This is a genomic window from Microbacterium esteraromaticum, from assembly GCF_900163815.1.
Taxonomy (GTDB): Bacteria; Actinomycetota; Actinomycetes; order Actinomycetales; family Microbacteriaceae; genus Microbacterium; species Microbacterium esteraromaticum_B.
Window position 1 is genome coordinate 14,453 of sequence record NZ_FUKO01000006.1, and the last position, 26,123, is coordinate 40,575.

The following is a 26,123-nucleotide window of genomic DNA, read 5'->3' on the forward strand; positions in this document are numbered from 1 at the left end:
TCTCCAGTCTACGAGCGCTCTGCTGTATGGGCACCGGATGCCCGTGCCACGGCATCACCGATCGCCGCGATCACGGCATCCACATCAGCATCCGCAGAAGATGATCCGAGCGAGAAGCGCAGCACGCTGCGAGCGTCTCGCTCGCTGCGTCCCATCGCCATGACGACGTGGGACGGCTCAGCGACACCTGCTTGACACGCTGATCCTGTCGATGCCGCGATACCGGCCATGTCGAGCAGGAACTGCAGACTCTCCCCCACGGCGCCGGGAAACAGCAGATGGGCGTTGCCAGGCAGGCGATCGCTCGGGTCTCCCAACAACTCCGCACCCGGCACGGACTTCCGGATGCCATCGATCAGTCGGTCGCGCAGCAAGGCGAGTCGAGTCGACTCGGCCTCGCGATCGGCCTCGGCGCACTCCAGCGCCACGGCGAATGCGGCCGCGCCGGCGATGTCCTGCGTGCCGGCACGGAGCCCCCGCTGCTGCGCGCCGCCGTGCAGCAGCGCCGTCATCCGCGCTGAGCGTGCGACGACCAGCGCACCGGTACCGACGGGAGCGCCGATCTTGTGCCCCGTCACGCTCATCGCGACCAGTCCCGCTCCTGCAGGCGCATCGGCGCGCAGTGCGCGGAAGGACAGTGGCAGGTAGCCCCAGGCCGCCACAGCATCCAGGTGCAGCGGCACTCCCGCCGCCGTCGCCGCCCGGGCGAGAGCGGACGCATCGTTCACGGTGCCCACTTCGTTGTTGGCGACGAGGGCCGTGGCGAGCGCCGCCGACTCCGATGCGATCGCGAATGCAGCCATGTCGATGCGCCCCGCGCCGTCGACAGGCACCGGGCGCACCCGTGCACCGCCACGAGCGAGCGCCGCCACTGTGTCCATCGTCGAGTGATGCTCGGCATCCGGCAAGACGATCGAATCCGTACCGCTGGGGCGCGCGGCCCAGAGGCCCTGCAGCGCGGTATTGATCGACTCTGTGCCGCCGGAGGTGAAGACGACTTCGATCGGATCGCACCCGAGCATCACCGCAGCGCGCTCCCGCGACTCCTCCAGCACGCGCCGCGCATCCTGTCCGGCGCCATGCGTCGACGACGCATTCCCGATGATCTGACCCGCGGCCAGCCACGCGTCACGAGCCTGCGGGCGCAGGAGGGTGGTGGCGGCGTGGTCCAGGTAGAAGCGCATTGCCCCATTCTCCCGCGAATATGGTGATCTCGGCACGTGCGCGGTACTGGATTTCATGGATCACGGCACGGGGATTCACCGACAGCACCTCAGCCCGCTTATGCTGTTCCGCATGCCCGTGCCGACCCTGCCGTCCATCGACGGCGTCGCTCTCGATGACCTCGGTGTGCGCTTGCACGATGGCGTGGGGACTCTGCGCGTCTGGTCGAAGAACGCCTCATCGATCGAACTCGTGCTGTTCGACGCCCATGATCTCGACTGGGAGACCGCGCAGGTGCCGTTGCAGCGCCAGCCCGGCGGTGTCTGGGAGACGACGACCGAGTTGCTGCAGCCCGGCGTCCGGTACGCACTCCGCGTCGACGGTCCGCATGGTCCCGGGCACACCTTCAATCCCGAGACCCTGTTGCTGGATCCGTACGCGCGCGGACTCGCCCAGGGAGACGGCTACGAGGAATGGCGCTCGGTCGTCATCGTCGATGGCTTCGATTGGGGCGGTGTGCAGAAGCCCCGTGTGCCGCTGGACGAGACCGTCATCTACGAGGGGCACATCAAGGGCCTCACCAAACGGCACCCAGACGTGCCGGCCGCACTGCATGGCACCTATGCGGGGCTGGCTCACCCGGCCATGATCGAGTACCTGCAGGAGCTCGGGATCACCTCGGTCGAGCTGCTTCCCGTGCACGCGTTCGTTCCGGAGCCTCGGCTGCTCGAACGCGGCCTGACCAACTACTGGGGCTACAACACCCTGAATTTCTTCACCCCCCACACGGCGTACGCCACCGAGGCGGCCCGCAAGGGCGGCCCCGAGGCTGTATTGGCAGAGTTCAAGGGCATGGTGAAGCTGCTGCATGAGGCCGGCATCGAGATCTTCCTCGACGTCGTCTACAACCACACCAGCGAAGAGGGTCTCGGTGGCCCGCGGTCGAGCCTGCGCGGCATCGACAACGCGTCGTACTACCGTCAGCAGCCCGATGGCGCTTATATCGACACGACCGGCGTCGGCAACACGGTGAACACTGCCACGGATGCCGCATCACGCCTGATCCTGGATTCGCTGCGCTACTGGGCGAACGAGATGCAGATCGACGGGTTCCGCTTCGACCTCGCCGCCGCCCTCGGGCGCAACGCCGCGCACGAATTCGATCCGCAGCACCCGCTGCTGCTCGCCATCCGGGACGATCCCGCGCTCCAGGACGTGAAGATCATCGCCGAGCCGTGGGATGTCGGCATGGGCGGCTGGCAGACCGGGCATTTCCCCGCCGGATGGAGCGAATGGAACGACCGGTACCGCGACCGGGCCCGCAACTTCTGGCTCAGTGACATCGACTACGCGCGTCGCGCCTCGGCGCCCGTCGGGATCGGCGGCTTCGCGAATCGTCTCGCCGGCTCCGCCAACACCTACAGCGAAGAGCGCGGACCGCTCGCGAGCATCAACTTCGTCACCGCGCATGATGGCTTCACCCTGCACGACCTGGTCTCCTACGACGTCAAGCACAACGAAGCCAACGGCGAGCAGAACCGCGACGGAGCGGACATGAACCGCTCCTTCAACCACGGTGTCGAGGGCGAGACGGAAGTCCCGACGATCCTGGCGGCCCGCCGCAAGGCGATGCGCAATCTCATGGGAACGCTGCTGCTATCCGCTGGAATTCCGATGATCACCGCCGGCGACGAGTTCGGGCGCACGCAGCGAGGCAACAACAATGCCTATTGCCAGGACTCGGCGCTGACGTGGCTGAACTGGGAGCATGAGCCGTGGCAGCAGGACCTGCTCGCGCATGTGACTCTCCTCACCAGACTGCGGGCCGAGAATCCGGCGCTGCGCCCCTCGCGATATGCGCGGCTCGGAGAGCACGTCCCCGAAGCATCGGATATGGACTGGTTCGATCAGAACGGCGAGACCATGGAGGTCGAGCAGTGGAATGATCCCCGCAATCGCACCCTGCAGTACGTCGCCTCCAGCGCTCCGCACGACGGTGCGAGCAACCGCATCCTTCTGATCGTGCACGGCACCGAATCGCCGATCGATGTTCGTCTGCCCGAAGACATCGAGGGGGTGACCAGTTTCACCTCGTTGTGGAGCAGCGCCGACGACGTTCCCGCGCCGGATGGCAAGCAGTATCCGCCCGGGGCCGTGCTCCCGATCTCCGGCACGACGATGCAGCTCTTCCGGGTGGAGTGACGCGAGGGGCCCAGAGCGGTACATTCAAAGAGTGGCAGCACGAATCGCTCAAGAATCTGCAGCGCTGAGAAGCCCCGCACTGATCCCGCTGCGCAGCGCCGTCGAGACGGCGCCTCGTCGGGGCGTCGAGTCCGGCCGGATTCCGGTGTTCGACCCGACTCCGCACGGCCCGCATGGCTACGCGCCGAAGGCATTCGTCGGCGAGGCCGTTCCCTTCGGCGCCGTAGCCTTCCGCGAAGGACACGACCTCATCGGTGTGCACGTGCGTCTCGTCGATCCATCCGGCGACGAAACGCTGCACCGGCTCTCGGCCGTTGCCGATGGCACCGACCGCTGGCAAGCGACGGTCGCAATCGAACGTCAGGGACTCTGGCGGTTCCGTTTCGAGTCGTTCGCCGACGACTACGCGACCTGGGCGCACGCCGCGGATGTGAAAGCTGCCGCCGGGGTGGACGTCGAGGTCATGAGCGCGCTGGGTGCACAGCTGATGTCCAACGCTGCGACCGAGCGCGACCGCCCCGCCGCCGAGACGCGGATGCTGAAGGCCGCCGCCAAGCAGCTGAACGCATCGAAGAAGACAGCCGACGCCGAGGTGCTGCGCGCAGTGGCGACGGATCCCAGTCTCGCGGCGGCCTTCGCCGCCCGCCCGGTGCGCTCTGCAGGATCGACGACCCCGTGGCTGGATCTCCGCGTGGAGCGCGAACGTGCCGGGGTGGGAGCCTGGTACGAGTTCTTTCCCCGATCAGAGGGCGCGGTCCTCCGCAAGAACGGCACAGTGAAGAGCGGCACGTTCCGGTCGGCTGCCAAACGTCTTCCGGGCGTTGCCGCGATGGGATTCGATGTCATCTATCTCGTGCCGATCCATCCGATCGGAACCACGAACCGCAAGGGCCGGAACAACACGCTGGTGACAGAACAGGGCGACCCTGGCTCGCCGTACGCCATCGGCGCCGCCGACGGGGGGCATGACGCCATCCACGCCGAGCTCGGCACCGAGAAGGACTTCCGCGCTTTCGTGCGCACCGCGAACAGCAACGGCCTGGAGGTCGCTCTCGACCTGGCACTGCAGGCCTCGCCGGATCACCCCTGGGTGGCCGCCCACCCAGAGTGGTTCACGACGTTGCCTGATGGCTCCATCGCGTACGCGGAGAATCCACCCAAGAAGTACCAGGACATCTACCCGCTGAACTTCGACAACGACCCCGAAGGCATCTACGCCGAGATGCTCCGCGTGGTCATGCACTGGGTCGGCCAGGGTGTGAAGATCTTCCGAGTGGACAACCCGCACACCAAGCCCCTGCAGTTCTGGGAGTGGCTGATCGCCGAGGTCAACCGCGAGGATCCGGATGTCATCTTTCTGGCCGAGGCGTTCACGCGGCCCGCGGTCATGCGGGCGCTGGCCGCGGTCGGCTTCCAGCAGAGCTACTCGTACTTCACTTGGCGCAACACCAAGGCCGAGCTCGAAGAGTTCCTCGCCTCGGTCGCGCACGAGACCAGTGACTACATGCGCCCGAACCTGTTCGTCAACACTCATGACATCCTCACCGAGTACCTCCAGTTCGGCGGTCGCGCCGCTTACCGCATCCGCGCATGCATCGCGGCGACAGCCGCTCCCGTATGGGGCGTGTACGCGGGATACGAGCTGGTCGAGAACGTCGCCCGGCCAGGGTCGGAAGAGAACATCGACAACGAGAAGTACGAGTTCAAGTTCCGCGATTGGGATGGCGCAGAGCAGCGCGGCGAGTCGCTCGCGCCACTGCTGCGACGTCTGAATGAGATCCGGCGGGTGCATCCCGCGCTGCGACAGCTGCGCAACATCGCGTTCCACTGGAGCGATGACGATGCCGTTCTCGTCTACTCGAAGCATCTGGATGCTGCATTCACCGGCACCGGCAGATCCGACACCCTGATCATCGTCGCGAATGTCGACCCGCACTCAGTGCGCGAGACCACCGTTCACCTCGACACGCGCATCTGGGGCGTGGATCCTGGTGACGAGTTCGAAGTCGAAGATCTGCTGACCGGTGCGGTCTGGACTTGGAATGACCACAACTACGTGCGCCTCGACGCCTTCGCCGAGCCGGTGCACATCCTGAGGGTGAAGGAGCGATCATGAGTTACATCGAAGACGTCTCAGCTTCCGCCGATTGGGCTGCGATCGCGCAGGGCGCGCATCACGACCCGCATTCCGTGCTCGGCGCGCATCCTGCGACGGATGCCGTCGGACGCACCACGACGACGATCCGTGCGCGGCGCCCACTCGCGCAGACCGTCGAGGTCGTGTTCGAAAACGGCAGCCGACTCGATCTCAGCCACACCGCTCACGGCATTTGGGAAGGGCGCCACGATGGTCCCCCGGTCTCGTACCGCCTCGCAACGTCGTATGAGGATGGCACGAAGAGCCTCTCCGGCGACCCCTATCGCCACCTCAGCGCCATCGGGGAGATGGACCTTCATCTCATCGGCGAAGGCCGGCACGAGCGCCTGTGGCAGGTTCTCGGCGCTCATCCTCGCGCGCTCGACGGGGAGACCGGCGTCGACTTCGCCGTCTGGGCTCCCAATGCGTCAGCCGTACGGGTCGTCGGAGACTTCAACTCGTGGAGCGGCGAGGGCCATGGCATGCGCTCGATGGGCGACAGCGGCGTGTGGGAGCTGTTCGTGCCCGATGTTCCGGTCGGCACCCGGTACAAGTACGAGATCCTCTCCCCCACCGGTCGCTGGCTGCTGAAGGCCGACCCGATGGCGCAGCAGGCCGAAGTGCCGCCGGCTACGGCATCCGTCGTCACCCTGAGCGCCTACCGCTGGAACGACGGCGCCTGGCTCACTCGCCGAGCGGCCACGCACGCCGTGGCGCAGCCGATGTCGGTGTACGAACTGCACCTCGGCTCGTGGCGGGATGATCTCGGCTATCGAGAGGCGGCGGAGCCGCTGATCGAGCACGTGCTGGCCACCGGTTTCACGCACGTCGAGTTCATGCCGCTGTCCGAGCATCCGTTCGGCGGCTCCTGGGGCTATCAGGTCTCCGGCTACTATGCCGCGACCAGCCGGTACGGCACGCCCGATGACCTGCGCTATCTGATCGATCAGCTCCACCAGGCCGGAATCGGCGTGATCATGGACTGGGTGCCGGGGCACTTCCCCAAGGACGACTTCGCGCTGGCGCGCTTCGATGGGCGATCGCTGTACGAGCATCCCGACCCGCGCCGCGGCGAGCATCAGGACTGGGGCACGCTCGTCTTCGATTACGGCCGCAACGAGGTGCGCAACTTCCTCGTCGCGAACGCCCTGTACTGGATGAGCGAGTTCCACGTCGATGGCCTGCGCGTGGATGCCGTGGCGTCGATGCTGTACCTCGACTACTCGCGCAACGAGGGCGAATGGGAGCCGAACGTGCACGGCGGGAGGGAGAACCTCGAGGCCATCCGCTTCCTGCAAGAAGTGAATGCCACCGCCTACCGACTGCACAAGGGCGTCGTGATGATCGCCGAGGAATCCACGGCGTTCCCGGGCGTCACAGCCCCGACGGACCATGCCGGCCTCGGCTTCGGCTTCAAATGGAACATGGGGTGGATGAACGATTCCCTGGTCTACATGAAGCGCGATCCGCTGCACCGTTCGCATCACGAAGGCGAGATCACCTTCTCGTTCGTGTACGCGTTCGGTGAGAACTACATGCTCCCGATCAGTCACGATGAAGTCGTGCACGGCAAGGGCACCCTGGTCTCGCGCATGCCAGGTGACCACGCGCAGAAGCTCGCGAACGTCCGCGCGTACCTGGGCTACATGTGGGGCCACCCGGGCAAGAAGCTGCTGTTCATGGGGCAGGAGTTCGGCCAGATCGGCGAATGGTCTGTCGACCGCGAACTGGACTGGTGGCTCCTCGACCAGCCTTCACACGCGCAGCTGCAGCATTTCGTGTCGGCGATGAACACCGTCTACCGTCACCAGGCGCCGCTCTGGGAGCGCGACAACGACAGCACGTCGTTCGCGCGGCTGGGAGCGCCCTCGTGGGACCCGAGCGTGGTCGCGTTCGAGCGGCGTGACGCCCATGGCGGACGGCTCGTCGTCGTGACGAACTTCGCGGGTGTTACGCGCACCGGCTATCGGCTCGCCCTGCCGGTTCAGGGTGAATGGCAGGAAGTGCTGAATACGGATGCTGCCGAATACGGCGGCAGCGACACCGGCAACCTCGGCGTGATCGAAGCACGTCGCGACTCCGATGACGCACCCGCTGTGGCCACCGTCACTCTGCCTGGACTATCGACGATCTGGTTCCGTCACCAGAGCGACCCGCACGTGCCGACGATCAGCCACGCGTGACCCGGAGATGAGCACGCGGTAGGCGGTGCAGGCCGCGTGCTCACTGCCTGACGAGTCTGTTCAGAAGAGCATCGAGGCGAGCCGCGTGCGCGCGGGGGCCACGCGCGGGTCTGCCGAGCCCACCAGGTCGAAAAGCTCCACAAGCCGTTCGCGCACGCGCACGCGCTGCTCCGCGTCAAGAGCGGCGAACAGCTCGAGCAGTCGGTCGAAGGCATCATCGATGTGGCCGCCGGCCAGGTCGAGATCCGCGACCTGGAACTGAGCATCCACGTCGAGTGGGGCGGCTGCAGCCGCCGCACGCACCTCCTGCAGATCCAGTCCCTGCACCCGACCGAGCAAGCGCACCTGTCCGAGACCGGCTTTGGCCTCCTCATCGCGGGGGCTCTCAGCCAATGCGCGCTCGTAGGCCTGCGCCGCGCGCTCGTAGTCGCCGGCCTCGATCGCCTCGAAAGCTTCGGCGTGCAGGGGCGGCAGGGGCGCTTCCTGCACCTCTTCGACGGCGTCGGATGCGTCGTCACCCGGTGCATCTTCGAACGGCACGGAACCTGACACTCCGCTCTGCTCTGCCACCTCCAGCAGCTTCGTGAACACTTCCCGCACCTGCGCCTCTGGGACGGCACCGGTGAACATCGGCACCGGCTGCCCGCCGATCAGCGCGATCACCATCGGGATCGACTCTGCACGGAAGGCCTGTGCGATCTGCGGGTTCGCGTCGACATCGACCTTGGCCAGGACCACGCGTCCGGCCTGCTCCTTCGTCACCTTCTCGATGACGGGACTGAGCTGCTTGCAGGGACCGCACCACTCCGCCCAGAGATCGACGACGACCGGCACGGTGCGCGAGAGTTCGACGATGTCGCCGAACGACGCATCCGTCACATCGATGACGACACCGGATGCCGCCGGCGCGCCGGTCTCGCCCGGCGCGGGCGCGCCGGCTGCGGGCGCGGCCGTACCAGGTGCACCCGCAGGCTGCTGGCCGCGGCCACGCAGCGAGGAGAGGTCGACGGCGCCGCGAAGTGCGGCTGCGGAGATTTCAGTCACTTGATCACCTTCACGCTGAGGAGGTCCTGGTGGTATGCCAGCAGTCGGATCTGTTCGTTCGACCCCTGGGCTGGTACGGCGAAGAAGAGCTGCAGACCATACGTGGTCACGACTCCCTTCGCCGACTCCTTGGCGCCGGTAAGCGCCTTTGCTTCGGCATTCTCGCCGAAGCGGATGACGGCATCCGACGTGGTGGGGGCGACGGTTTCGCTGTCGGTCACGCTCACGGCCACGACGGCGCCGCTGTCGAGCGTGGCCATCGAGAACGGCTCCTGATCCGTGGGAGCCAAGTCGAACGTCGCCTTCGACGTCTTGGCCGCGCCCTTGTCGGCGAGTCCCTTCACGACATTCGCACGACTCTCCCGCAGCGTATCTGCGAGCTTCAGCGATACCTCGTCGAAACGGTCGGCGTATTCGCTCTTGTCGCCCGCGTCGACAAAATCGGCGAAGGCTGTGCCGAGCTCGGCCGGAGGCAGTGAAAGGAACGCGGATTCAGCCGGTACCCGGGTCGTGCCCAGCCATCCGGGCGCGACGTTCGGGAACTGACCGGATGCCGGCATCTCGGCCATCTCTGCGATGCGGTAGTTCGACCAGGGGTCGGCCTGGGTCATCGTGAGCAGCACCGGGGGCACCGTCTCGTCCTTCTCGGAGACAGTCAGCACGAGGACGCTGCGCGGCCAGCTCTCGGTGGCCTCGGGCAGCTGAATCTTGATCTTGTCACGAGGTGCGATCAGTGCGCCCGAGCGCTCCGCGATCTTGTCGCGCAGCGTGTACTCGGTGCGGCGAGCGTCCATCGCCGTGCCGGTGAGACGAGTCGCGGCGAGGTCGGCATCGAGATCGGCATCCGCCTTCTCGAGGGTGGCAGCGATCTCAGTGACGATCCGCTGACCCTGCTTCTCGCCGACCACTGGGGGCTTCTGGTTCTCAGGCGCGACCACCGTCGGAGTCGGCGTGGGTGTCGGCGTCTCAGCTCCGAACTGCGGCCAGGATTCGGGTGAGCAACCCGTAGCAAGGACGGCGGTCAGGGCCAGTGCGGGCAGCGCGAACGCGATCCGTCGTGCGGACGCCGTGCGCTCGGCACGACCAGTGCCATTCGGATCCTGGGTCGGCTCAGAGCCTTCCGGCGCATCCTGGGCCGGCTGAGGTGAGTCGAGCTGCTCGCGCGTCGGCGCACCGGCAATCCCGATCGGCTGGGTCTCCGGCAGCGGGCCGGGTCCTTTGCGACGCGGACCGCGGCCGCGCCGCTGGTAGCGGATCGCCAAGATATAGAGCACGAGGCCGACCGCGAGCATCACGGCACCAGCGACCATCAAGGGGCCCGCCAGTGGCGTGCGGGTATCCAGACCCCACGAGAGCAGAATGTCTGTCGGCGCGGGTTCGACCCCGTCGCGAGCGATGAGGACGCTGTTGCCGGCGGGCAGCTGCATCTCGGCGACGAGCGATCCCTCATCGGCGAACGAGTCCAACCAGAGGTCGGAACCGGCGGGGTTTCGGCCCGAGGTCTCGCCACCATCCGCCGGAGCCAGCTCGGCGTCGACATGGGTGGATTTGACCTTGTCCGACTTGGTCATCGCGACATGCGTGTATGCCGTGTCGGACAGCCATGACGTCATGTCAGAAGTGCGGCCATAGGCGACGAAGATGTCTCCTGTGCCGCGCACGAGCAGAGTCTGCAGGCCCTCATGCGAACGCAGCACGTCGGCATCGACGAGCACATACGGCTCGGGGTGATCGACGGTGAGTTCCAGCCGCTGCTCGGACGGGCCCATGAAGATGGTGCGCTGAGCAATACCGGCTCCGATGAGAACCGTGGCCAGCACGAAGGCAACGACGGCCCATACGAAACGCACGAATCAACTCCTTCACGTGACCCCGGGCATCCGCCGATGGTCTCCGCTCGACGTTTCAGCCTAGCGAAATCACCTGTGCATTGCCCACGAACGCCGCCGGAGACGCTCCGGCACGGCACGACTAAAGCGCGGCGACGAACAACTATGATTGCACCGCAGATCGATCAGGAGAGCAATGAAGATCCATAATCCCTTCCGCACCGCTCTGGTGGCGACGCTCGGCGTGGGTCTCGGTCTCCTCATCATCAACGGCGCGCAGACTCTGTCGACGGTCATTCTCTACATCGGCACCGCGCTGTTCCTCAGCCTCGGGCTCGACCCGCTGGTGAGCTTCCTGGAAAGACGCGGCCTGCCCCGCTGGGCAGCAGTGCTCATCACCATCCTCGCAGTGCTCAGCATCTTCGCGGCGATCGTCCTGATCGTGCTGCCCGTGGTCGTCGACCAGATCTCGCAGCTGGTGAGCCAGATCACGCCGTTCGTCATCGACGGGCAGGGGACCATCGAATCGCTGAAGCAGTGGATGTCCACCACGTTCCCCAATCTCGCCGTCGATGATGTCTTCGCCTACCTCACCAATTGGATGGCGAGCGGGGACTGGCAGAGAAGCGTCGCCGCCTGGACGGAGTCGATCGGACAGGGAGTTCTCGTCGTCGGCGGTGCGGTGTTCGCCGGTTTGTTCGGATCGATCATCGTGCTGGTGCTCACCATCTATCTGACCGCCTCGACGCCTTCGCTGAAGCGCTCGGTCTATCAGCTCATGCCGGCGTCGCGACGCGAGCGCTTCATGGATATCGCCGATCAGATCACCGACTCCGTCGGTCACTACGTCATGGGCCAGGTCTCGCTGGGAATCATCAACGGCATCCTCAGCGCCATCTTCCTCTCGATCATCCACGCGCCGTTCACCGCCGTACTCGCCGTCATCGCGTTCTTCTTCTCGCTCATCCCCCTGGTCGGAACGCTGACCGGTTCGACGATCATCGTGCTCGCCTGCCTGCTCCCCGGCGTGGGGTCCCCCGGCACAGCCCTCGCCGCTGCCATCTGGTATCTCATCTACATGCAGGTCGAGGCGTACTTCATCGCCCCGCGCATCATGAGCCGGGCGGTGGCGGTGCCCGGTGCCGTCGTCGTCATCGCCGCGCTCTCCGGCGGCGCGCTGCTGGGGCTTCTGGGAGCACTCATCGCGATTCCCGTTGCGGCGAGTTTCCTGATCATCTACCGACAGGTGCTCATTCCGCGCATGAACGAGCGCTGAGCTCAGGTCTCCCAGACAGTAGACAGCGGCAGTGCGCCCGGATTCACCGCGGCCACGATCTCGGTGAGTACACGACGTGTCTGGCTCTCCCCCACCCACAGGTGCTTGGCGCCGTCGACGCCGATGACCGTGGCGTGCGGCACGGTCGAGAAGCGCTCACGAGCCTGGGCGGGCTGCAGATAGTCATCGAATTCCGGCACGAGAACCACCATCTCGCGCTCGTCGCCGCGCCAAGCGGAGAGATCAGCATCAGTGGCTCGATGCAACGGAGGCGAGAGCAGGATGACGCCTTCGATGTCGTGGTCGAGGCCATACTTGAGTGCGAGTTCGGTGCCGAAGGACCATCCGACCAGCCAAGGCCGCGGAAGCCCCTGCTCCGAGACGAAGTCCACGGCAGCAGCGACGTCGAACTGCTCACCGGCACCACCGTCGAACGTGCCCGCGCTCGTGCCACGCGGCGACGTCGTGCCGCGGGTATTGAATCGCAGAACCGCGAGATCGGCCTGCGCGGGGAGACGCCCCGCCGCCTTGCGGATGATGTGCGAGTCCATGCAGCCGCCGGCGGTGGGCAGCGGATGCAGCGTCACGAGCGTCGCCAAGGGCACCCGGTCCTGCGGGAGAGCGAGCTCCCCGACGAGGGTCAGCCCGTCAGCAGTCTCGAATTCGACCGCGGTGCGCTGAGCCGGCAGCAGCGCAGGTCCGCGAATCTCCATCGTCATGAGATGTTCCAGCAGTGCGAGTGCCAGTGCCTCCGCGCCGCTAGATCCGCGGACTCCCCCATCACACCGTCCGCGCGCCAGGCGACGACATGTGCCGTCGCCGGTGCGATCGCGCGACCGCACCCGGGGCAGGTGTATTCCTTGACGGCTTTGCTCCCGGTGACGGGCTGCACCGTCCACTCCTGGCCGCGACGGGTCTCGGTTCGTTTCCACCCAGCCAGCAGGCGCTCGAAGGAGTCGCCCTCAGGCGATCGTTCCGGTCGTCGGCGATGTGAGCGTGGCATACCGCTGGTTTACCACCAGTGGTTGCGCTTCCAGAAGTCGTAGGCGTTCGCCCAGCTCCCGTAGCGTCCGACCGCGTACCCATTACCCCAGCGCAGATTGTCCACCGGGTTGTAGCCGTTGCCCGGCACCTTGCTGCACGGCAGCGCCTGAACCAGACCGCAGGCACCCGACGAGCGATTCGTCGCGTTCGGGTTCCAGCCGCTCTCTCTGGAGACGATGTAGTCGACATACGCTCGGTCCCCAGCGCCGATGCCGGCCGCTGCCATCCATTGATCCTTGGAACCGCCGCCCGAGTACTTCGGCGGTCCGGAATGGCCACCGCCGGAGCTCTGATTTGCGCCAGTCGAAGCGACCACAGGCTTCGGCTTGGGCTTCGGTTTCGGCTTGACGTACACCTCGAAGCTGCCGCGGTCGACGGGCTCGATCGCTGCCCCTTCGACCGTGACCGTGATGTTCTGGGTGTCAGCGGATGCCAACGAGAACGCAGTCACCGGTGCGTCAGCCTGAGCGGGCTCCGCAAGAGCCATGCCCGTGGGTGCGAGCATCGCACCGGAGAAACCGAGGACGGCGAGGCCTGCGACCACCGCGCTGACGCGGCGACGCACTGGCTTCTTCTTCGCGCTCGACGCGTTCGGGCGCGTCGAGGACGAGATCAATTCGTTATCGGGTGTCACGATGGGCATCAGTCTACGCAGTTGTCCCTGAGACGTCCATGAGAACTCACCGAACAGCGAGCATCACATCGACGGTGGCGTCAAGAAGTGCGTCCACCTGCTCTTCTCGGTAGCCGCCCCGCTGCATCCGGAAGGCAGCACCGCGCACCTGTTCCACGTCCAGAGCGTCCCCGTCGCGGAGAAAAGCGGTGATGCGCTCTGCAACGTGATCGACCTCGTCGAGGCGGTAGCCGAAGGTGAGCATGCCGGTTCTCGCGAAACGCTGACGATGCGGCCGAGCCAGGTGGTCGAGAATCTGCTGGGCGTCATCGCGCGCTCGCGCCACCCAGCGCTCCACCCCGGTGGCTCGCACCGCACGGTCGCGCTTTCGAGCGGCGAAAGCATCCTCCACACGGCTGAGTGCTGCATCGACGTCAGCGACGACGTAGCCGTGTTTGACGAGGGGGAACGAGGCCACCCGTACATCTTCAGCACCGAAATCCGTGCGCTCGTCTTCGAACGCACCGCGCGCAGAATCCAGAAAGTTGTCGACCGCCGCAGGGTGATAGCCGCGCTGGCGACCGGAAGTGAGGGGGAATGCGGGTCGGGCGTCGCCCGCATCGTCGAGTGCATCGAGGTCAGCGTCGGTCATCAAGCACCAATCAGGGGGGCGAACAGGAAGGAGAGCGCGAGCGCAGGAACCGTCGACGGCAGGATGCTGTCGAGTCTGTCGAGCAGGCCGCCGTGCCCCGGCAGCCAGGAGCTCATGTCCTTGATGCCGAGGTCGCGCTTGAGCATCGACTCGCCGAGGTCGCCCAGTGTTGCCGAGGCGAGGATCGCGGCACCGAAGATGAGTCCGCACCACCACGGCAGATGCAGCAGGAAGATCGCAAGAAGCACACCGGCCAGCAGTGATCCCGCCACTGCTCCCCCGAAGCCCTCCCAGGTCTTCTTCGGGCTGATCCTGGGTGCCATCGGATGCTTGCCGAAGGCGAGTCCGGCCGCATACGCGCAGGTATCGGCGGCCACAGCGATGGCGACGAAGGAGAGCACCCACCACTCGCCGTTCTCTTGACTGAGGAGCATGAGTGCGACCGAGGTCAGGAAGGGGACGTACACCTGCACGAACGATCCCACGACGACGTCCGCCAGCACTGCCCCGTAGGTGCGGCCGTCCTGTGCGATCATCTGTGCGACCATCCGCCACACGCTGATGAACGCGACCGCGGCGATGAGCACAACCCAGCTGACCCAGAGCTCTCCGAAGAACCCGGCAAGCAGCACCGCGGTGCCGGCGAGCAGCTGCGGAATGACGTCGATCTGACGTCCGCCGCCGCGCAGGGCTCGACTGAGCTCGTATGTGGCCAGCAACCCGGCGGCCAGGGCGATGAGCAGGAACAGCCACTTCACGAAGATGAGAGACGCGACCAGAGCCGCACCGAAGGCGAGCCCGATGAGGATCGCGACGATGAGATCGCGCCCCGTGCGCTGCTTGATCCGCTCGTTGGCCTGGTCGAAGTGGTCGCGCGCCTGCGAGACGTGTGATTCCAGCTCGTCCTTGGCTGCGCGCCACTGCTCGCGGATCGCACTGTGCTCGCCAGTGTCCAAGCCGAGATCCGACGGCGTTGCCACCGGCGCCGCGGGCAGCGGGGGGCGCGGCGGCACCCGGGAGGAATCGAAGCCGGGGAAAGAAGCATCCGTCAGCGGATTCGCGGCCGGTGTGTCCGGCACATCCACCGCGGGCGTCCCCCGCACCGGCGTCTCGACGTCGCCGAGATCAGCGGAAGCAGCATCGGATGCCAGAGGTGCAACCTCCACCTCGTCGGCCGCCGCAGGGACGTCGGCCGCACGAGCTTCGCGCCGTGTCAGCGGACGCTCATCGGGATCCTGATCATCAGACATGCTGATCAGACCTCGAGGAGCTCTGCCTCTTTGCGCTTGAGCGCTTCGTCGATCGCGTCGACGTGCTGGCGGGTCAGAGCATCGAGTTCCTTTTCGCCGCGCGCGATCTCATCTTCGCCGACGTCGGCCTTGAGCGTGTCGAGCTCGTCCTTCGCCTTTCGGCGGATGCCGCGCACGTGCACTTTGGCATCCTCTCCCTTGCTGCGGACGAGCTTCACGTATTCTTTGCGCCGCTCCTGGGTGAGCTCGGGCATCGTCACCCGCACGATGTTTCCATCATTGGTCGGGTTCGCACCGAGATTCGGCATGTCGCGAATCGCCTGTTCGATGGCGCGCAGCGCGGTCTTGTCGTAGGGAGTGACGATGAGCGTGCGGGCTTCGGGGTTCGCCATCGAAGCGAGCTGCGCGATCGGCGTCGGCGAGCCGTAATAGTCGACCAGCAGCTTCTGGAAAAGCTGCGGGTTTGCACGCCCGGTGCGGACCGTGGCGAAGTCCTCCTTGGCGGCTTCGACCGCACGCGTCATGCGTGTAGTGGTTTCTGCGAGGACGTCCGCGATCACGGGGTCTCCTTACGTCGTAGGTTTCCAGCAATTCTATCGGGCAGGCACGCGTCAGAGCATGCAGCGCCGACCGATCAGGCGGTGACGAGCGTGCCGATCTGCTCCCCGAGCAGGGCACGGGTGACGTTTCCGGCCGGTTCCATGCCGAAAACGCGCATGTCCATGCTGTTGTCCATGCACAGGCTGAAGGCGGTCGAATCGACGACTCGCAGTCCGCGCTGCAGAGCGTCGCGGTAGGTGACGCGCTCGATGCGCTCGGCGGTGGCGTCGGTCTTGGGATCGGCGGTGTAGATCGCGTCGACCCCGTTCTTCGCGACCAGAACCTCGTCTGCACGGATCTCCAGCGCGCGCTGAGCCGCGACGGTGTCTGTGGAGAAGTAGGGAAGGCCTGCGCCCGCGCCGAAGATGACGACGCGCCCCTTCTCCATGTGCCGCTCGGCGCGCAGCGGAATGTACGGCTCTGCGACCTGCGTCATCGAGATGGCCGATTGCACGCGGGTTGCGGCGCCCGCCTGCTCGAGGAAGTCCTGCAGCGCGAGTGCGTTCATGACGGTGCCCAGCATCCCCATGTAGTCGGCGCGACCGCGGTCCATCCCTCGCTGGCTCAGCTCGGCGCCGCGGAAGAAGTTGCCGCCACCGACGACGATGGCGATCTCCACGCGGTCCACTGCGGCGGCGATGTCCCGCGCGATCTGTCCGACGACGTCGGGGTTGACGCCGAGCTGGCCGCCTCCGAACGCCTCGCCTGACAGCTTGAGCATCACGCGACGGCGTCTCGTGCTTTCGGTCATGTGGGAAGTCCTCTCGTCCCTCATCAAGATAGTGCCTTCTGGGCATGAAGAAGGGGGTCCGGATCATGTTCTGATCCGAACCCCCTGGGTGACGTTACGCGCCGACCTTGAACCGGGCGAAGTCGGTGATGGTGATACCGGCATCCTTCGCGACCTGGCTCACGGACAGCTTGTTGTCCTTCGCGTAGTCCTGCTCGAAGAGCGCGACCTGCTTGAAGTATGCGGTGACGCGGCCTTCAACGATCTTCGGCAGTGCCGCCTCGGGCTTGCCCTCGTTGCGGGAGATCTCGGTGACGATCTCACGCTCCTTCTCGACGTCGGCCGTCGGGACGTCCTCACGAGTGAGGTACGAGGGGTTGGCGAACGAGATGTGCTGCGCAATGCTGCGGGCGGTCTCCGCGTCGCTGCCGGTGTAGGCGACGACAACGCCGATCTGCGGAGGCAGATCCTTGCTGGTGCGGTGCAGGTAGACCGAGTGCGCGTCACCCTTGAGAGTGCGTGCGCGTCGCAGTTCGACCTTCTCGCCGATGATGGCTGCTTCATCGGAGATGAGCTGCTCAACGGTCTGGTCGCCCGCCGGAGCCGCGAGCGCGGCTTCGAGCGAGTCGGCACCGACAGCCGCGACGGCGTCGGCGACCTTGTCGGCCAGCGCGATGAAGCGCTCGTTCTTCGCGACGAAGTCGGTCTCGCAGGCGAGTTCGATCAGCGTCACGCCGTTGTCCCCCTCGCGAGCGGCGATCAGCCCCTCGCTGGTGGAGCGGTCAGCGCGCTTCGCGTTGCCCTTGGCGCCCTTGAGGCGCAGGATCTCGACGGCCTTCTCGACGTCGCCGTCAGCCTCCTCGAGAGCCTTCTTAGTGTCGACCATTCCGGTGCCGAGCTGCTCGCGCAGCGCCTTGATGTCGGCGATGGTGAAGTTGGCCATGTGTCGTGGCTCCTTGCTTCGTATCTGTGCGTGTGTGCGGGTTGATTACTTGGCTTCTGCGTCGGCAGCGGCCTCGGCCGGTGCCTCTTCAGCAGCCTCAACGGCGGGTGCCTCTTCAGCAGCCGGAGCCTCTTCAGCAGCGGGAGCGTCAGCAGCCGGAGCGTCAGCAGCCGGAGCGTCAGCAGCCGGAGCGTCAGCAGCAGGTGCCTCTTCAGCGGCGGCGGCAGGTGCGTCAGTGCCCTCGAGCAGCTCCTGCTCCCATGCCGCGAGCGGCTCTGCCGCGCCCGACTCGGGGTTGTGCTTCTGCTGCAGGCCCTCGGCCGCAGCATCCGCAATGATGCGGGTCAGCAGCGAAACCGAGCGGATCGCGTCGTCGTTACCGGGGATCGGGTACTGGAAGTCATCCGGGTCGGCGTTGGTGTCGAGGATGCCGATCACCGGGATGCCGAGCTTCTTGGCCTCGTCGATGGCGAGGTGCTCACGCTTGGCGTCGACGACCCACAGGGCCGACGGCGTCTTAGTGAGGTTGCGGATGCCGCCGAGCGACTTGTGCAGCTTGTCGAGCTCGCGCTTCTTGAGCAGCAGCTCCTTCTTGGTGAAGCCAGAGACCGACGGGGTCTCGTAGTCGAGCTCCTCGAGCTCCTTCATGCGGGCGAGACGCTTGGCGATCGTCTGGAAGTTGGTGAGGAGGCCACCGAGCCAGCGCTGGTTGACGTAGGGCTGACCGACGCGGTCGGCCTGCTCGACGAGGATCTCCTGTGCCTGCTTCTTGGTGCCGACGAAGAGGATCGTGCCGCCGCGGGCGACCGTCTCCTTGACGAAGTCGTACGCCTGGTCGATGTACGCCAGCGACTGCTGAAGGTCGATGATGTGGATGCCGCTGCGCTCGGTGAGGATGAAGCGCTTCACCTTCGGGTTCCACCGACGAGTCTGGTGTCCGAAGTGCACGCCGCTGTCGAGCAGCTGGCGGATGGTGACCACAGCCATGGTCGTCTCCTGGTTCTGGCGCCGGAGCGCCGTTGAGGTTATCGTCGTCAGCCGAGCGGCTGACACTCCTGGTGCCCGGCGCACACCCGCCCTCTCATTGAAAGGGACCTGTGGGAGTGGATGCCACGACCTGAGTCGCTCTGGGCACGCGTAGTCACCCCGATTACGAGGTGCTCTCCCAGTGTACAGGAAGCGAGCCGCGACGACGTGTCGTGAGCGAGCGGCGATCGGCATCGCAATGGCCTGGACCCGAGCCACTCGTTCACTCTGCACAGATGACCCGGGCACCCGTGTTCTCCCCATCCCCGCGCATGGGTGGCTTCGGCCGCTCTGCGGTGGCCCATTCTGGACGAATGCTCTCTCTACCGCTGCGCCCCGCTGGTCGCGACGCGCACGCCCCGCGCCAGCGACTGCGGCGGTCATTGGCCACGGCTGTCATCGGAATCATGAGCATGGCGGCCGCGCTCGGCGCGCCGATTCAGGCGGTCTCTGCCGATGCGGTGACGAGATCAGCAGATGCCGCTTCCGCCGCTCCCGGTTACCCGTGGTCGTGGCCGCATACTGGCCCCCGCCTGGTGATCGAGCCGTTCCGGGCGCCAGCCCACGACTACGGACCCGGGCATCGAGGCGTCGATATCACCGCGCCGATCGGCACTGCTGTGCATGCTCCGGCTGCGGGCGTGGTCGCATTTCAAGGCGTCGTGGTCGATCGGCCACTGCTCACCATCGATCACGGCAGCGGGTACGTCTCCACATTCGAGCCTGTCGCGTCGGAACTGAGTGCGGGGGCCACGGTGCAGGCGGGCGATGTCATCGGGATGGTAGATATCGGTGGTCACGCGCCACGCGGAACGATGCATATCGGCGTGCGCGTCGAAGGTGTGTATCTGAATCCGCATCCGCTCTTCGGCGAGATTCCTCGTGCGATTCTGCTGCCCTGCTGCAGCGACTGACCGCACTGCCAGGCGTCACGCGCGCGGGTGCGCCTGTCGATAACTGGCAGTGAGCCGCTCAGCGGAAACGTGTGTGTAGATCTGGGTGGTGCCCAGACTGGCGTGCCCGAGGATCTCCTGTACGGCGCGCAGGTCAGCGCCGCCGTCGAGAAGATGGGTGGCAGCAGAATGGCGCAGCGCGTGCGGTCCGACGTGCTCGGCGCCGATGGTGGGGCCCAGAATGCGCGCGACGACAGCGTAGACCGTGCGCGTCCCGATGCGAGCGCCTCGGGCGCCCAGGAACAGAGCGGGGGTTCTCTCCTCCCTGCGTGCCTGCAATGCGGGCCGGCCACGAGTCAGATATGCCCCGACAGCATCCGCCGCTGGTGCGCCGAACGGAACCACGCGTTCCTTGGCGCCTTTGCCGAGCACGCGAACCGTACGTCTGCGCAGATCGATGTCGTCGATGTCGATTCCGCACAGCTCGGAGACGCGCATCCCTGAGCCGTAGAGGAGCTCCAGCATCGCGTGATCACGCAGCACCGCCGGATCGCCTTCAGTCGTCTGCGCTCTCAGATCTTCGAGGAGCTGCCGCATGCCTTCTTGCGACGCGACGACAGGAAGCGTCTTCGCGAGCTTCGGTGTGACCAGGCGCAGACTCGGATCGACATCGACGAGGTCAGCGTCCCGTGCCCAGGAGAAGAATGAGCGGACTGCTGCCGCCCGGCGTGCCATCGTCGACCGGGCGTCACCACGCTGCGTGGCCTGCCACAGCCAATTGCGCAGCGCCTCGAGGTCTACTTCGGCCAGTTCGATGTCACCGACGCTGCGGTGCAGGTCAGCGAGGTCGGAGCGATAGGCCCGCACGGTCGCTGGAGACAGCCTTCGCACCTGCTGTAGGTGCACCATGAAGGCGTCGGCCGCGTCCGAGTACTGCATCCCTCCAGAATGCCCCGACTCTTGCTGCGATGCTCTCGACGCGCCGGTGCCATGATTCTGCTCCCGGTGTCGAGATCTCCCGTGGTCTCAAGGAGTGCGCTGCCACCCTCTTTCGTGCTGTGTCACAGCGCCGTCGAGGGCGAGCAGTCCGAGCAGGCTGCGCACGCGATCCATTGCCAGCCCGCTGCGCCGCGCCAGTTCCGCTGTCTCCCGGGGTGCGCGGGAGCTCAGCGCGTCCAACAGCCGGATCTGTTCGGGATCGGCCCGGACGGCAGCGGATGCCGGATCTGGTTGTTCGCCCCAGAGTTCGCGCACCTCCTGCGCATTCGTCACGCAGACAGCGTCGTACTCACGCAGCAGGCGGTGACAGCCGGCGGATGCAGCAGAGGTCACCGGACCCGGCACGGCACCGATCGGGCGCCCCAACGCTGCCGCATGCCCCGCAGTGTTCAGCGATCCGCTGCGCCATCCCGCTTCTACCACGACCGTCGCCATCCCCGAGGCGGCAATCAGACGGTTCCGCTGCAGAAATCGCCATTTGGTCGGAGCCCCGCCGCACGGCACCTCACTCATCACGACCCCCGACGCGCGGATGCGGTCGAAGAGCTGCTGATGGCCGATCGGGTATGCACGATCGACGCCGCCCGCGAGGAAGGCTGCGGTCTTGCCGCCTGAGCCGAGCGCTGCCCGGTGCGCGGCACCATCGATCCCGTAGGCGCCGCCGGAGATGATGGTGGTCCCCGAGCTGGCAAGGTCTCCGGCTATCTCAGCAGCTACTGACTCGCCGTAGCCGGTCGCCGCACGCGCACCGACGATCGACGCCGTCGCCCCCTCATGCAGCACGCCGGGGTCGCCACGTGCCCACAGCACCTGCGGTGCGTGCGCGCCCAGATCATCGAGCCCCCTCGGCCAATCCTCGTCGTCGGGCAGCAGAATCTGGCCGCCGACTTCGCGGCACGACGACAGCGCTTCTTTGACCGCTTCCGCCTTGGCCCGCGGATGCCATCTCGATCGTGCATCAGCAAGAGCCCGTGGTGAGATCTCCTCAGGCACGAGCAATCCCGGTTCTCCCAGCGCGAGCTGGAGCGCAGCGACAGCGCCGTGCACGGCGATCAGAGCTCCGGCGACCCCGTCGCCCGGCTCAAGAAGCACCGACCAGGCTGCGCGCGCAACCACTTCACCGGGGTCGGCGTCTGGCCGAAGCTGCTCTGCGGCAGACCGAAGCTGCGGTGCGTCGATGATCGAACGCGCGTCAATGTTCATCCCAACAGTCCTTTCTTGAGGAAGAGCGCGCGTCCGAGTTCCTCGAGACCTGGCGCGCCGCACCCGGATATGTCTGCCAGCGTCCACGCGATTCGGAGCACCCGGTCGTAGGCCCGCAGGGTGACCGTTCCGCGCTCGAGTGCCCTGTCCAGGGGTGCGCGAACGTTCGGTGCGAGCCGGAGAGCTCCCTGCCGCAGTCGTTCACCGGGGACGTCTCCGTTGACGCGCCAGGGACTCCCCCGCCATCGCTCGGCCGCAGTGGCACGAGCATCCAGCACCCGAGCACGCGCGACGTCAGACGTCGTCGCCGAGCGCTCTCCAGACGTCGCCCGGGAAGCGGCGACTCTGGCAACCTGCAGATCGATGTCGATCCGATCCCGCAGCGGGCCAGACAGCCGGGCAGCGTACCGACGAATCGCCATTGGCGGACAGGTGCATTCAGCGCCCCGCACCCCATAGTTCCCGCAGGGGCACGGGTTCATCGCGAGCACCAGTTGGAACCGCGCCGGGAAACTCGCGACGAATCCGGCGCGGTGAACCTCGATGCGTCCCGACTCCAGTGGCTGACGCAGCGCATCCAGCGCCACGCGCTGGAACTCCGGAGTCTCGTCGAGAAAGAGAACGCCGCGATGTGCTCGGACGATCGCCCCGGGGCGCACAACTCGCGACCCTCCGCCGACAAGTGCGATGGCGGAGGCACTGTGATGCGGTGCCTCAAAGGGAGCAATCGGTTCGAGGCGGGTCACCGCTTCCCCCGCGAGAGATCGGATCGCTGCCACTTCCAATGCTTGCGCGTCATCGAGCCGCGGGAGAATGCCGGGCAGCCTGCGTGCCAGCATCGTCTTGCCCGCGCCCGGTGGACCGCTCAGCATCATGTGATGTCCTCCAGCCGCTGCCGTGATCAGCGCGTCCACTGCTTCGTCCTGCCCCACGACATCCGCGAGATCCAGCAGGTCAGCGTCGGCCCGTTCGACTGTCGGCACCGCGACAGGTTCGACGTCGACGACCTCGACCTCCGCCCCGTGCGCGGCAGCCACCTCCGCCAAGGAGGCGGCAGCACGCACCTCGAGGCCGGGGACGAGCTGTGCCTCGGCCGCGTTTGCATGCGGCACGACGACACGCCGAAACCCTGCTCGCGCCGCCGCGTACACGGCGGGGAGCACTCCCGGCACCGGGCGCATACGCCCATCCAGACCCAACTCGCCGATGTGCACCGTGGCGCGGATCGATTCCATCGACACCGAACCAGCCGCCGCGAGGGTGGCGACGGCGATGCTCAGATCGAACCCCGACCCGTGCTTGGGCAGACTCGCTGGCGACAGATTCACGGTCAAGCGCCGCCGCGGCATGTCCAGGCCGGAGTTGCTGCAGGCGTTGCGCACCCGCTGCACCGCCTCACCGAGAGCCTTATCGGGCAGACCGATGATGCGGAACTCCGGCGTCTGATTCGAGTAGTCGGCTTCTACCTCGACCAGGTGACCGTCGACGCCCGTCAACGCGACTGCCCAGGTGCGCGCAGTGGTCACAGCAGATCCTCGAGGTGCTCGAGCTGCGCCGTCGCAGCATCCGCTCCGACAAGGCCGACCGCGTGGAGGCGGATCGGTCGTCGACGGGCGGTCTCGGGATGCGCCTCTGCCCACGCGAAAGCGAGCCGCCACAGCCGACGGCGCTTGTTCTCATCGATGGCTTCGAACGGGTGGCCGAAGGCCTCGGAGCTTCGTGTTTTGACCTCGACGACGCACAATGTCTCGTCGCGCATGGCCACGATGTCGATCTCGCCCTGTGCACACCGCCAGTTGCGGTCGAGAATCGCATACCCCTGCGATCTCAGATGCTCAGCGGCGCGTTCTTCGCCGGCCCTGCCGAAGTCGTCTTTTGCTGCCATGGAGACAGCCTCGCGCCCGACGGAGACCGTCCAAGTGCGCTATTCCAGCGATTGTGGACAGCACATCCGAATCACCGGATTGTGAGTTTCAATGACCTACTTGCCGTCCAGTGACAGCTCGTCGGGAAGCTCGAATTCCCGGCGCTGGAGTTCCTCGACGTTGACATCCTTGAACGTCAGCACGCGCACGGCCTTGACGAAACGGTCGGCCCGGTAGATGTCCCACACCCACACGTCGGTCATCGAGATCTCGAAGTAGAAGTCGTGCTCGGTGTCGCGCCGTACGACGTTCACCTCATTGGCGAGGTAGAAGCGTCGCTCGGTCTCGACCACATATTGGAACTGCGACACGACATCCCGATACTCGCGGAACAGCGCGAGCTCGAGTTCGCGGTCATAGTCGTCGAAGGCGTCCTCATCCATAGTGACACCATCCTATGAGCACCCGAGGTGGAACGGACATTCCGCCGATCGCGGTCACTCAGAATAGGGTCGGCACACCAGCGATCGCCCATGATGAGCGATGCAGCGGCGAGAGTCCGACCTCGCGAATGGCTTGTCGGTGCTCGGCACTCGCGTAGCCCTTGTTGCGATCCCATTGATATGCCGGATGCTCGGGATGCAGCGACGCCATCAACTCGTCTCTGGCAACCTTCGCGATCACTGAAGCCACCGACACGGAGGCGCAGTCGCGGTCTCCTTTGATCACCGGACGCACGGTCAGCGGCACCGGATGCACCTTGGACACGTAGTCATGGTTGCCGTCCAGGATCACGAGGGTCCGCTCCAGGGGCACGCCCTGATCGACCACCGCCTGCACGGCACGGGAGGCCGCCAGGCCCAGTGCGCGCATGATGCCCACGGCATCGACCTCGGCTGCGCTGGCCCACCCGACGCCCGTGGTCGGCACCCACTGCCGCGCGCGTTCGGCGATGCTCGAGCGACGCTTCTCGGCGATCAACTTCGAATCGCGCAGCCCCTCGGGCACACCCCGGCGGGCTCCGGCAGCATCCATCACCGCAGCTCCGACCGCTACCGGGCCCGCGAGCGCACCGCGACCGACCTCATCGAGTGAGATGAGCAGATCGTATTCCTTGAGCATCCGTCGCTCGAAAGTCAGGGTCGGCGCGACGACGGTCATTTCGGCTCCGGTACCGCCCGGTAGACCTCGTCGTGGGTGTCGATCAAGCCGAGTCGGTCCAGCGGCCAGGTCGTCAGAAACGCACGGCCGACCACGTTCTCGAGGGGCACGAATCCGCCGCCCGGGAGCTCCTGGTGCGCGCGGGAATCCTGCGAACGATCGCGGTTGTCTCCCATCACCCAGATCGAGTTCTCCGGCACGGTGACATCGAAATCGGTATTGGATGCTGCGGTATCGCCCTCAGGGAGGTTCAGGTAAGAGAGCTCATCGATCGGCGAGCCGTTGAGGGTGATCTGACTGAGAGCGTTGCAGCAGACCACGTGGTCACCCGGCATGCCGATGATGCGCTTGACCAGGTGATCCTGTGCGTCAGAGGTAGAGATGCCGACGAAGGTGAGCACCCAGTCGATCGCTTCGATGAGCATGGGTCGCGCAGGAGTCTGCGGCGCGGGCGGAAGCCAGCCGCCGGGGTCCTGGAAGACGACGACATCGCCGTGATCGTAACCCGTCCAGCGCGGAGTCAGTTCGTCGACGAGGATGCGGTCGTTGACCAAGAGGGTCCGCTCCATAGAGCCGGAGGGGATGTAGAACGAGCGGACGATGAAGGTCTTCACGACGAACGAGACCAGGGCCGCGATGAGGATGATGATCAGCACATCCCGCAGGAACACCAGCACTCCCCTGCGCCGGTGCGGCTGCTCTGCGGCTTCGGCGGTCATGTGGCTCCTCATCATCAAGCGCGCCGCGCGAAGACGGCAGATACAAGCGTCGCACACCGACGCAGGAACGACAGAACCCCGAGACGATGTGTCTCGGGGTTCTGCGAAAGAAGAGGTGCGTCAGCCGCGCTTCTCCTTGATCTTGGCCTTCTTGCCACGGAGGTTGCGCAGGTAGTACAGCTTGGCGCGACGGACGTCACCGCGGGTGACGATCTCGATGCGCTCGATGATCGGCGAGTGCACGGGGAAGGTGCGCTCGACGCCGACCTGGAAGCTGATCTTGCGGACGGTGAAGGTCTCGCGGACGCTGTCACCCTGGCGACCGATGACGACGCCCTGGAACACCTGGACACGCGAGCGCGTTCCTTCGGTGATGTTCACGTGCACCTTGACGGTGTCACCGGGGTTGAAGGCAGGAATATCGGAACGGAGGGAAGCCGCGTCAACGGCATCGAGGATCTGCATGATCGTCTCTCTCTGCACTCGCCACAGGTCGGGTGCATGAATTGAAGGATTAAGAAATGTGTGTGCTGAGCGGCACGCGAGGCGTCCGCAGGCTCCCCTGAGGCAGAACCGATTACGGCACAAAC

At 66.1% G+C, this 26,123-nt stretch carries 25 protein-coding genes; 5 read left to right on the forward strand and 20 right to left on the reverse strand.

Going from position 1 to position 26,123, the window contains the following annotated elements; translation table 11 throughout:
• Positions 1–8 precede the first annotated feature (8 nt).
• Positions 9–1,184 (reverse strand): cysteine desulfurase family protein, encoded by a 1,176-nt coding sequence (locus FM104_RS01500; RefSeq protein ID WP_087129693.1) that lies wholly within the window; start codon positions 1,182–1,184, stop codon positions 9–11.
• A gap of 112 nt (positions 1,185–1,296) precedes the next feature.
• Between FM104_RS01500 and glgX the strand changes: the two genes are divergently transcribed.
• From glgX to glgB, 3 genes are read left to right on the forward strand one after another with little or no spacing between them, the layout of a single operon-like run.
• A complete protein-coding gene (gene glgX, locus FM104_RS01505) occupies positions 1,297–3,366 on the forward strand; it encodes a glycogen debranching protein GlgX (RefSeq protein ID WP_087129759.1) in 2,070 nt (689 codons plus the stop codon).
• 31 nt (positions 3,367–3,397) lie between these two features.
• On the forward strand, positions 3,398–5,482 hold the full coding sequence (locus FM104_RS01510; RefSeq protein WP_087129694.1) for an alpha-1,4-glucan--maltose-1-phosphate maltosyltransferase: 2,085 nt from the start codon (positions 3,398–3,400) through the stop codon (positions 5,480–5,482).
• Positions 5,479–7,686: a 1,4-alpha-glucan branching protein GlgB gene (gene glgB / locus FM104_RS01515; protein ID WP_087129695.1), complete on the forward strand. Its 2,208-nt coding sequence runs from the start codon at positions 5,479–5,481 to the stop codon at positions 7,684–7,686. Before FM104_RS01510 ends, glgB begins: the two co-directional genes overlap by 4 nt.
• 60 nt (positions 7,687–7,746) lie before the next feature.
• Here the strand turns inward: glgB and FM104_RS01520 are convergent, their stop codons facing one another.
• Complete coding sequence (locus FM104_RS01520; RefSeq protein WP_087129696.1) at positions 7,747–8,730, reverse strand: tetratricopeptide repeat protein; 984 nt, start codon at positions 8,728–8,730, stop codon at positions 7,747–7,749.
• Positions 8,727–10,580 carry a hypothetical protein gene (locus tag FM104_RS01525; RefSeq protein WP_087129697.1) on the reverse strand — a complete coding sequence of 618 codons (1,854 nt, stop codon included), beginning with the start codon at positions 10,578–10,580 and terminating at the stop codon, positions 8,727–8,729. Before FM104_RS01525 ends, FM104_RS01520 begins: the two co-directional genes overlap by 4 nt.
• A 175-nt stretch (positions 10,581–10,755) precedes the next feature.
• Here FM104_RS01525 and FM104_RS01530 point away from each other — a divergent pair, with 175 nt between their 5' ends.
• Entirely contained in the window at positions 10,756–11,835 is a 1,080-nt protein-coding gene (locus FM104_RS01530; RefSeq protein WP_087129698.1) for an AI-2E family transporter, read from the forward strand.
• Positions 11,836–11,837: 2 nt separating this feature from the next.
• Here FM104_RS01530 and FM104_RS01535 read toward each other — a convergent pair whose 3' ends face one another.
• The 9 genes from FM104_RS01535 to rpsB all read right to left on the reverse strand — a co-directional run bounded on the left by FM104_RS01535 (position 11,838) and on the right by rpsB (position 18,654).
• Positions 11,838–12,548, reverse strand: a complete 711-nt coding sequence (locus tag FM104_RS01535) for an alpha/beta hydrolase (protein ID WP_087129760.1) — start codon at positions 12,546–12,548, stop codon at positions 11,838–11,840.
• 2 nt (positions 12,549–12,550) lie between these two features.
• On the reverse strand, positions 12,551–12,838 hold the full coding sequence (locus tag FM104_RS16700; RefSeq protein ID WP_087129699.1) for a hypothetical protein: 288 nt from the start codon (positions 12,836–12,838) through the stop codon (positions 12,551–12,553).
• A gap of 9 nt (positions 12,839–12,847) precedes the next feature.
• Positions 12,848–13,513 carry a transglycosylase SLT domain-containing protein gene (locus FM104_RS01545; RefSeq protein ID WP_256971466.1) on the reverse strand — a complete coding sequence of 222 codons (666 nt, stop codon included), beginning with the start codon at positions 13,511–13,513 and terminating at the stop codon, positions 12,848–12,850.
• Positions 13,514–13,559: 46 nt separating this feature from the next.
• Positions 13,560–14,144, reverse strand: coding sequence for a DivIVA domain-containing protein (locus FM104_RS01550; protein WP_087129700.1), 585 nt, complete (start codon positions 14,142–14,144; stop codon positions 13,560–13,562).
• A complete protein-coding gene (locus tag FM104_RS01555; RefSeq protein WP_087129701.1) occupies positions 14,144–15,394 on the reverse strand; it encodes a phosphatidate cytidylyltransferase in 1,251 nt (416 codons plus the stop codon). Before FM104_RS01555 ends, FM104_RS01550 begins: the two co-directional genes overlap by 1 nt.
• 5 nt (positions 15,395–15,399) lie before the next feature.
• Positions 15,400–15,954, reverse strand: a complete 555-nt coding sequence (frr, locus tag FM104_RS01560; protein WP_087129702.1) for a ribosome recycling factor — start codon at positions 15,952–15,954, stop codon at positions 15,400–15,402.
• Positions 15,955–16,028: 74 nt separating this feature from the next.
• Positions 16,029–16,745 carry a UMP kinase gene (pyrH, locus tag FM104_RS01565; RefSeq protein WP_087129703.1) on the reverse strand — a complete coding sequence of 239 codons (717 nt, stop codon included), beginning with the start codon at positions 16,743–16,745 and terminating at the stop codon, positions 16,029–16,031.
• A 94-nt stretch (positions 16,746–16,839) separates the two neighbouring features.
• A complete protein-coding gene (gene tsf / locus FM104_RS01570; protein ID WP_087129704.1) occupies positions 16,840–17,667 on the reverse strand; it encodes a translation elongation factor Ts in 828 nt (275 codons plus the stop codon).
• A gap of 45 nt (positions 17,668–17,712) precedes the next feature.
• On the reverse strand, positions 17,713–18,654 hold the full coding sequence (gene rpsB / locus FM104_RS01575; RefSeq protein WP_087129705.1) for a 30S ribosomal protein S2: 942 nt from the start codon (positions 18,652–18,654) through the stop codon (positions 17,713–17,715).
• A 353-nt stretch (positions 18,655–19,007) separates the two neighbouring features.
• Here rpsB and FM104_RS01580 point away from each other — a divergent pair, with 353 nt between their 5' ends.
• Positions 19,008–19,607 carry a murein hydrolase activator EnvC family protein gene (locus FM104_RS01580; RefSeq protein ID WP_256971467.1) on the forward strand — a complete coding sequence of 200 codons (600 nt, stop codon included), beginning with the start codon at positions 19,008–19,010 and terminating at the stop codon, positions 19,605–19,607.
• A gap of 15 nt (positions 19,608–19,622) precedes the next feature.
• On the opposite strand, the gene FM104_RS01585 is transcribed toward FM104_RS01580, so the two are convergent.
• From FM104_RS01585 to rplS, 8 genes are all read right to left on the reverse strand, one after another.
• Positions 19,623–20,525 carry a tyrosine recombinase XerC gene (locus tag FM104_RS01585; protein ID WP_087129707.1) on the reverse strand — a complete coding sequence of 301 codons (903 nt, stop codon included), beginning with the start codon at positions 20,523–20,525 and terminating at the stop codon, positions 19,623–19,625.
• An 87-nt stretch (positions 20,526–20,612) separates the two neighbouring features.
• Positions 20,613–21,788: a DNA-processing protein DprA gene (dprA, locus tag FM104_RS01590; RefSeq protein ID WP_087129708.1), complete on the reverse strand. Its 1,176-nt coding sequence runs from the start codon at positions 21,786–21,788 to the stop codon at positions 20,613–20,615.
• Complete coding sequence (locus FM104_RS01595; protein ID WP_087129709.1) at positions 21,785–23,314, reverse strand: YifB family Mg chelatase-like AAA ATPase; 1,530 nt, start codon at positions 23,312–23,314, stop codon at positions 21,785–21,787. Before FM104_RS01595 ends, dprA begins: the two co-directional genes overlap by 4 nt.
• Positions 23,311–23,673 carry a YraN family protein gene (locus tag FM104_RS01600; protein WP_087129710.1) on the reverse strand — a complete coding sequence of 121 codons (363 nt, stop codon included), beginning with the start codon at positions 23,671–23,673 and terminating at the stop codon, positions 23,311–23,313. The genes FM104_RS01595 and FM104_RS01600 overlap by 4 nt, the downstream gene beginning before the upstream one ends.
• 96 nt (positions 23,674–23,769) lie before the next feature.
• Positions 23,770–24,096, reverse strand: coding sequence for a DUF2469 family protein (locus tag FM104_RS01605; RefSeq protein ID WP_087129711.1), 327 nt, complete (start codon positions 24,094–24,096; stop codon positions 23,770–23,772).
• 58 nt (positions 24,097–24,154) lie between these two features.
• Positions 24,155–24,814: a ribonuclease HII gene (locus FM104_RS01610; protein ID WP_087129712.1), complete on the reverse strand. Its 660-nt coding sequence runs from the start codon at positions 24,812–24,814 to the stop codon at positions 24,155–24,157.
• On the reverse strand, positions 24,811–25,533 hold the full coding sequence (lepB, locus tag FM104_RS01615) for a signal peptidase I (protein ID WP_179206629.1): 723 nt from the start codon (positions 25,531–25,533) through the stop codon (positions 24,811–24,813). The genes FM104_RS01610 and lepB overlap by 4 nt, the downstream gene beginning before the upstream one ends.
• A 120-nt stretch (positions 25,534–25,653) precedes the next feature.
• Positions 25,654–25,998, reverse strand: a complete 345-nt coding sequence (gene rplS / locus FM104_RS01620; protein ID WP_087129762.1) for a 50S ribosomal protein L19 — start codon at positions 25,996–25,998, stop codon at positions 25,654–25,656.
• Positions 25,999–26,123 lie beyond the last annotated feature (125 nt).

Bases quoted from the DNA above. Each gene is read 5' to 3' on its own strand.
- FM104_RS01500 (WP_087129693.1), bottom strand. From the start codon at position 1,184: ATGCGCTTCTACCTGGACCACGCCGCCACCACCCTCCTGCGCCCGCAG.
- glgX (WP_087129759.1), top strand. From the start codon at position 1,297: ATGCCCGTGCCGACCCTGCCGTCCATCGACGGCGTCGCTCTCGATGAC.
- glgB (WP_087129695.1), top strand. From the start codon at position 5,479: ATGAGTTACATCGAAGACGTCTCAGCTTCCGCCGATTGGGCTGCGATC.
- FM104_RS01530 (WP_087129698.1), top strand. From the start codon at position 10,756: ATGAAGATCCATAATCCCTTCCGCACCGCTCTGGTGGCGACGCTCGGC.
- FM104_RS01535 (WP_087129760.1), bottom strand. From the start codon at position 12,548: ATGGAGATTCGCGGACCTGCGCTGCTGCCGGCTCAGCGCACCGCGGTC.
- FM104_RS16700 (WP_087129699.1), bottom strand. From the start codon at position 12,838: ATGCCACGCTCACATCGCCGACGACCGGAACGATCGCCTGAGGGCGAC.
- FM104_RS01550 (WP_087129700.1), bottom strand. From the start codon at position 14,144: ATGACCGACGCTGACCTCGATGCACTCGACGATGCGGGCGACGCCCGA.
- FM104_RS01555 (WP_087129701.1), bottom strand. From the start codon at position 15,394: ATGTCTGATGATCAGGATCCCGATGAGCGTCCGCTGACACGGCGCGAA.
- pyrH (WP_087129703.1), bottom strand. From the start codon at position 16,745: ATGACCGAAAGCACGAGACGCCGTCGCGTGATGCTCAAGCTGTCAGGC.
- tsf (WP_087129704.1), bottom strand. From the start codon at position 17,667: ATGGCCAACTTCACCATCGCCGACATCAAGGCGCTGCGCGAGCAGCTC.
- rpsB (WP_087129705.1), bottom strand. From the start codon at position 18,654: ATGGCTGTGGTCACCATCCGCCAGCTGCTCGACAGCGGCGTGCACTTC.
- FM104_RS01580 (WP_256971467.1), top strand. From the start codon at position 19,008: ATGCTCTCTCTACCGCTGCGCCCCGCTGGTCGCGACGCGCACGCCCCG.
- FM104_RS01585 (WP_087129707.1), bottom strand. From the start codon at position 20,525: ATGCAGTACTCGGACGCGGCCGACGCCTTCATGGTGCACCTACAGCAG.
- dprA (WP_087129708.1), bottom strand. From the start codon at position 21,788: ATGAACATTGACGCGCGTTCGATCATCGACGCACCGCAGCTTCGGTCT.
- FM104_RS01600 (WP_087129710.1), bottom strand. From the start codon at position 23,673: ATGGCAGCAAAAGACGACTTCGGCAGGGCCGGCGAAGAACGCGCCGCT.
- FM104_RS01605 (WP_087129711.1), bottom strand. From the start codon at position 24,096: ATGGATGAGGACGCCTTCGACGACTATGACCGCGAACTCGAGCTCGCG.
- FM104_RS01610 (WP_087129712.1), bottom strand. From the start codon at position 24,814: ATGACCGTCGTCGCGCCGACCCTGACTTTCGAGCGACGGATGCTCAAG.
- lepB (WP_179206629.1), bottom strand. From the start codon at position 25,533: ATGACCGCCGAAGCCGCAGAGCAGCCGCACCGGCGCAGGGGAGTGCTG.
- rplS (WP_087129762.1), bottom strand. From the start codon at position 25,998: ATGCAGATCCTCGATGCCGTTGACGCGGCTTCCCTCCGTTCCGATATT.